General features: G+C 53.0%; 9 protein-coding genes. All 9 read left to right on the plus strand.

The window, feature by feature from the left end:
* Positions 1–182, plus strand: a 182-nt coding sequence (locus tag VIN66_RS02160) for a type II secretion system F family protein (RefSeq protein WP_331922462.1), incomplete at its 5' end; no start/stop codon positions are given.
* 2 nt (positions 183–184) lie between these two features.
* The gene (gene gspG, locus VIN66_RS02165) at positions 185–637 is read left to right on the plus strand and encodes a type II secretion system major pseudopilin GspG (protein WP_331922463.1); all 453 of its coding nucleotides are present in this window, start codon (positions 185–187) and stop codon (positions 635–637) included.
* Positions 637–1,233 (plus strand): type II secretion system minor pseudopilin GspH, encoded by a 597-nt coding sequence (gene gspH / locus VIN66_RS02170; RefSeq protein WP_331922464.1) that lies wholly within the window; start codon positions 637–639, stop codon positions 1,231–1,233. The genes gspG and gspH overlap by 1 nt, the downstream gene beginning before the upstream one ends.
* Positions 1,230–1,598 (plus strand): type II secretion system minor pseudopilin GspI, encoded by a 369-nt coding sequence (gene gspI, locus VIN66_RS02175; RefSeq protein ID WP_331922465.1) that lies wholly within the window; start codon positions 1,230–1,232, stop codon positions 1,596–1,598. Before gspH ends, gspI begins: the two co-directional genes overlap by 4 nt.
* Positions 1,591–2,214: a type II secretion system minor pseudopilin GspJ gene (gene gspJ, locus VIN66_RS02180; protein WP_331922466.1), complete on the plus strand. Its 624-nt coding sequence runs from the start codon at positions 1,591–1,593 to the stop codon at positions 2,212–2,214. Before gspI ends, gspJ begins: the two co-directional genes overlap by 8 nt.
* On the plus strand, positions 2,211–3,200 hold the full coding sequence (gene gspK, locus VIN66_RS02185; RefSeq protein WP_331922467.1) for a type II secretion system minor pseudopilin GspK: 990 nt from the start codon (positions 2,211–2,213) through the stop codon (positions 3,198–3,200). The genes gspJ and gspK overlap by 4 nt, the downstream gene beginning before the upstream one ends.
* Positions 3,197–4,384 carry a type II secretion system protein GspL gene (gspL, locus tag VIN66_RS02190; protein WP_331922468.1) on the plus strand — a complete coding sequence of 396 codons (1,188 nt, stop codon included), beginning with the start codon at positions 3,197–3,199 and terminating at the stop codon, positions 4,382–4,384. The genes gspK and gspL overlap by 4 nt, the downstream gene beginning before the upstream one ends.
* Positions 4,381–4,851 (plus strand): type II secretion system protein M, encoded by a 471-nt coding sequence (locus VIN66_RS02195; protein ID WP_331922469.1) that lies wholly within the window; start codon positions 4,381–4,383, stop codon positions 4,849–4,851. Before gspL ends, VIN66_RS02195 begins: the two co-directional genes overlap by 4 nt.
* A 9-nt stretch (positions 4,852–4,860) precedes the next feature.
* Positions 4,861–5,325: type II secretion system protein N (gspN, locus tag VIN66_RS02200; RefSeq protein ID WP_331922470.1), on the plus strand; the 465-nt coding region annotated here is incomplete at its 3' end.

Raw genomic sequence — 5,325 nt, forward strand, 5'->3', positions numbered from 1 at the left:
TAGATTCTATGCTGGAGCGCGCGGCAAATACGCAGGACCGCGAATTTGAAACCCTGGTCACAGTGTCGTTAAAAGTATTTGAACCGGTGCTGGTCGCGGTGATGGCGGGTATGGTGTTATTTATTGTGATGGCGATTTTGCAGCCCATCTTAGCGTTAAACAATATGGTAGGTGGTGGATAAGTATGAAAAGGCAACAGAACAACAAGCAGCGCGGTTTTACCTTGCTGGAAGTGATGGTAGTTATCGTCATTCTGGGCATTATTGCCAGTATGGTAGTGCCTAACCTGATTGGTAATCAGGAACAGGCAGCGCGGCAAAAAGCGGTGGTGGATATTCAGCAGCTGGAAAGCGCGCTGGATATGTACCGCTTACGCAACGGCTTTTATCCGACAACAGAGCAAGGCATGCAGGCACTGGTTACCGCGCCAACATCACAACCGGTGCCACGGGCTTTTCCGGACGGTGGCTTTATCCGGCGCTTACCGAAAGACCCATGGGATGAAGATTATATCCTGATAAGCCCGGGCCAGGTGGGCCGGATTGATATCCTGACCAAGGGGCCAGACCGCACTGCCGGCACAGATGACGACATCGGTAACTGGAATCTGGACGCTAACGAGGCGCAGAGCAACTAATGCTGACGTTGCCGGCAATACCTTATCGGCGCAACGGTTTTACCCTGGTAGAGGTAATGCTGGTGATGTTGCTGATTGGCTTGCTGGCAACGATGGTGGTGATGAATTTCAGTGGTGAATCGCGGGAAGAGCGGTTGGAAAAAGAAGCCGAGCGGTTTCAGCAGATTTTTCAGTTTGTCGCAGAAACTGCCATGCTAAAGCAGCAGGAATGGGGCTTGTACATTTTGCCTGATCGCTACGGCTTTCTTTACTACAACAATGATGACGGCAAATGGGCTGCTGCAGAAGAGCCCGCCGGTGTCGCTCAGCACCGGTTACCGGACAATATTGCACTGCAGTTGGAGCTGGAAGGGCTGCCGGGTGAGGAAACTAACCTGCTGAGCAAGCTTGAGTGGCAGTTAGATGAAGACGAACAGACAGAAGAGGACAGTAAAATACCGGTATTGCCACAGGTGTTTATTTTGTCATCAGGTGAAATCAGCCCGTTTCAGCTGCTGCTGACTGAAAATTCCGATCTGACGCTGCTATACAGCGCTGTGTCTACCGATTTTGCCATTCCGCTAACCCGCAGTGCGGTATCGACGGAGCGACCATGAAGCGTAATGGCTTTACGTTGCTGGAGCTGCTGGTGGCGATGGCGATTTTCGCCACTGCGGGACTGGCGATTATGCAGTCCAGTTCGGCGCATATCCGCAATCTCAGCCAGTTAGATGATTTAACCATTGCCAGTTATATCGCCGACAATCAGATGCAACTGGCGATGCTCGATAAAGAATGGCCCGGTAAAGAAAAAAGCCAGGGCGAAGTAAAAATGGCAAACCGTGACTGGCTGTGGCAGCAGCAGGTGAGCAAACTGGCCGATGAGGATCTGCGCCTGGTGCAAATCAGTGTCAGTTTGGCCGAGTCACCAGAGCAGGTGCTGTACCAGTTGCAAAGTTACCGGGGGAAGCCCGGTGGTTAAGCGCAGCGCAGGCTTTACTTTTATTGAAATGCTGCTGGCCGCGGCTATTTTTGCCCTGGTTGGCCTGGCGTCAGTCGCGATTTTAAGCAGTGTGACGCAAAGCGATGAGTTATCGCAGCAAGAAAGCGAACGGTTAGTGCAGCTGCAGCGCACCATGCTGATGCTGGAACGTGATTTTATGCAGATCAGCGTGCGGCATGTGCGGCTTGACGGTGAGGCGCCGGCGAAATATCGCCTGTTTGGCGAGAAGTTCTTGCTGGAAAGCGAAGACCACGGTGTCAGCTTTGTGCGCCAGGGCTGGCGCAACCCGGGCATGGTATTGCCGCGCAGTGAGATCCAGGCGGTTGCTTACCGTTTACAGGACGGCACCTTACAACGCTTGTTTACGCTGTATCCGGACGCGGTCACCGGCACCGAACCCAAGGTGCAACAATTGCAAGCTGGCTTAAGCGGGTTCGAGGTTCACTATTTACAGGGCGAGGAATGGCTGGAGCGCTGGCAGGATGCTAATTTTCCACAGGCAGTGCGCATTACCTTAGTGGATGAAGCCTTGGGCAACCTCGAGCGGATTTTTATGTTGCCGGATGCTGTAGTGACGCAGGAGGCGCGAGAATGACAGCTGTTCGCCACCAGCAAGGTGTGGCTCTGGTTGCAGTGCTGATGATTATTGCCATTGTGGTGGTGATCGCAGTGAATATGACAGTCCGGCTGCAGTTGCAACTGCAACGTCAGCAAAACGTACAGCAACAGCAGCAGGCATTCTGGTATGCGATGGGTGCCGAGCAGTTTGCGAAAGTATTGCTCAGCCGCACACTGGCGGGTGAGGAAAGTGTCAACTTAGGTCAGGACTGGGCGCTGCAGGGGGCAACGTTCCCGGTTGAAAACGGCACCATAGCCGGTGATATTATCGACCTGCACAGTTGTTTTAATATTAATGCGCTGCAAAATGTCAGCGCACAAAACGGCAATCGCAACGAGCAAAGCCCGGCCCAAAAAGCTTTTTTACGGCTGCTGGAGCTAAAAGGCAGTGAACTGTCGATGCCGGCAGAATATCTGGTCGCCCGGCTTGGTGACTGGTTAGATGAAGACAGCCTGTTAAGTACAGCGGGCAGCGCTGAAGACGATGATTACGCCTCGTTGCAGTTCCCTTACTATGCCGCTAATGGTCTGATGGCCAGTGTATCGGAGCTGAGGGTGATTCTGGATCTGACACCAGCGGATTATCAGTTGCTGGCGCCTTATGTGTGCGTGATACCAGAAAACAGTGGCTTGGTACTGAACGTTAACACGCTGACTGAGGATACAGCAGTGTTGCTGGCGGCGCTGATTCCTGAGCTGACAGAGCAAGGCGCGGCAGATGTGATTGCCGGCCGGCCCGAGGAAGGGTTTGCCACTATTGAAGAGGTGTTTGGCAGCGAAGCGCTGGCAGGTATCACTGTGCCTGATGAGGTAAAAACAATGCTCAGCGTTAAGTCTGACAGTTTCCAGCTTACGGCAACAGCCGCCTATCTGGAGAGCGGGTTCATATTAACGTCGGTACTAAAATTAGATGAAAATAATCAGGTCAAAGTATTGGCCCGGCGATTTGGAGGCCAGGGGTGAGTGAACAGTTGGTGATCCGGCTAGGTAGCCGGGCAGAGCAAAGCGTCAGCTGGCTGGTGTGGGCCAGCCACAGCCAGGAAGTGATTGCCAGCGGTGAAATTGCCGGTGCAGATCAATTGCCTGAGCTGGCTGTCCGCCTTGGCGGGCGGCCGGTAGTGGCGTTAGTGCCAGCGTCGGACGTGGTATTAAAGCAGGTAAATTTACCGGCAAAGCCAAACCGGCAACTGTTGCAGGCGCTGCCTTATATGCTCGAAGAAGAGCAGGCAGAAGATATCGAAAAGCTGTTTCTGGCGCTGGGGGCGACAGAACAGCACGATGGTCAGTACAGCCAGCAGGTGGCTGTGTGTCAGCATCAACGCATGCAGCAATGGTTAAGTTGGCTGCAGGAAGCTGGTTTTAGCGTCAGCCGTATGCTACCTGATGCTTTACTGCTGCCAGAGCAACAGTTGCCAGCCTGCATCCAGTTGCATGAGCAATGGTTGTTAAAACAAAGCCGTTGGCAGGTCTCAGCTATTGATGCTGCCTGGTGGGGTGATTATCTGCAGCTGGCCGCGTTGCCTATGCTTACCAGTTACAGCCCGTGGCCGCAGGAACTGATGCAAAGCCACCAGCTGGCTGAGCCTGAGCTGCCACTGGCGTTACTGGCCAGTCAACTGCAGCATAGTGATTTCAGTTTGTTGCAAGGTGACTATAAACCCAGACGTAAAGTAAACCCTCAGCTGCAGTTATGGCGTAGCAGCGCAGTGTTACTCGGCGCCTGTCTGGCGGTATATCTGTTGCAGCTGGGCTTTAGTAACTGGCAGCTGACAAGACAACATACGGCGTTACAGCAGCAAAGTCAGACGGTGTACCTGCAGGCTTTTCCGCAAGAACGTATTGTGAATCTTAACCTGCAGTTACAGCAAAAACTCTCTGCTGTCGGCGGTAATACCGATCAGAGTTTTCTGGTGTTGTTGGATAAGCTACAACAACAGCTGGCAGGTGTACCAGATATCAGTCTGGAAAATCTGCGCTTTGACGGTAAAAGGTCAGAACTACGTTTTCAGGCTATAGGCGATGGCTTTCAGAGCTTTGAGAAGCTGAAATCCGCGCTGGAACAAGCTGGCTTTGTTGTCGAGCAGGGCGCGCTTAGCAACGATGGCGGCAAGGTTCAGGGCAGTATTGCAATGCGGAGCAGGGTATGAAGCAACAATTCTTAAGCTGGTGGGCTGGTTTACAGCAGCGTGAGCAGCGGTTGCTGACATGGGCCGCTATAGTGGTGACTGTTGGCCTGTTTTACTGGCTGCTGTGGCAGCCACTACATCAGGCCAATGCGGCGCAGCAACAAAAAGTGCAGGCTGCCCAAAGGCAGCTCAGTCAGTTACAACAACTGCTGCCACAACTAAAAGCCGCTGGTAATAAAACGGCCCGCAGCGGCGGTAGCATCCAGCAGATTATCAGTAACAGTGCGCGCAGTGCAGGTGTGAACGTCAGCCGGATGCAGCCGCAGAATGAGCAGTTAACCTTGGTGCTGGAAGATACCAGCTTTGAACAACTGCTGGGCTGGTTGCACACGCTGCAGTATCAGCACGGTGTAACGCTGGTTAACCTGGATATCGCAACCGCAGATAAGCCCGGCATAGTGCGGGTACGACGTATGGTAGTGGAGTAAGCAGATCGCATGACAAAAGCAAAACTGATCATTATTGGTGTCATCAGCTATCTGTTGTTTACCCTGTTTCTGACGCCGGCCAGCTGGTGGTTTAAGCTGGTGCCGTTGCCTGCTCAGGTGCAGTTAGGGGGGATCAGCGGCACTTTATGGCAGGGCAATATTGCTGGCGTGCAATATCAGAATTTACAACTGACTGACGTACAGTGGCGAATGAATGGCTGGCAGCTATTTACCGGTAAGCTACAGTTTGCGTTGCAAAGTGGCAGCGCAAAGAACCCGCAACAGCCGTATTTCAAAGGTACCGCCAGCTATGGTTTTAACGGGGCCGCATTAACTGACGGTCTGGTAAAATTGCCGGTAGCACAGTTGATACCGATGCTGCCCTTACCGCTGCCGGTGCAGGCTAGTGGTGAGCTGGTGCTGGATATTCCATCTTTTCAGCAAGGGCAACCACGCTGTAAGCTGTTAAGCGGC

Source organism: Rheinheimera sp., from assembly GCF_036568245.1.
GTDB lineage: Bacteria > Pseudomonadota > Gammaproteobacteria > Enterobacterales > Alteromonadaceae > Alishewanella.

Bases quoted from the DNA above. Each gene is read 5' to 3' on its own strand.
- gspG (WP_331922463.1), top strand. From the start codon at position 185: ATGAAAAGGCAACAGAACAACAAGCAGCGCGGTTTTACCTTGCTGGAA.
- gspH (WP_331922464.1), top strand. From the start codon at position 637: ATGCTGACGTTGCCGGCAATACCTTATCGGCGCAACGGTTTTACCCTG.
- gspI (WP_331922465.1), top strand. From the start codon at position 1,230: ATGAAGCGTAATGGCTTTACGTTGCTGGAGCTGCTGGTGGCGATGGCG.
- gspK (WP_331922467.1), top strand. From the start codon at position 2,211: ATGACAGCTGTTCGCCACCAGCAAGGTGTGGCTCTGGTTGCAGTGCTG.
- VIN66_RS02195 (WP_331922469.1), top strand. From the start codon at position 4,381: ATGAAGCAACAATTCTTAAGCTGGTGGGCTGGTTTACAGCAGCGTGAG.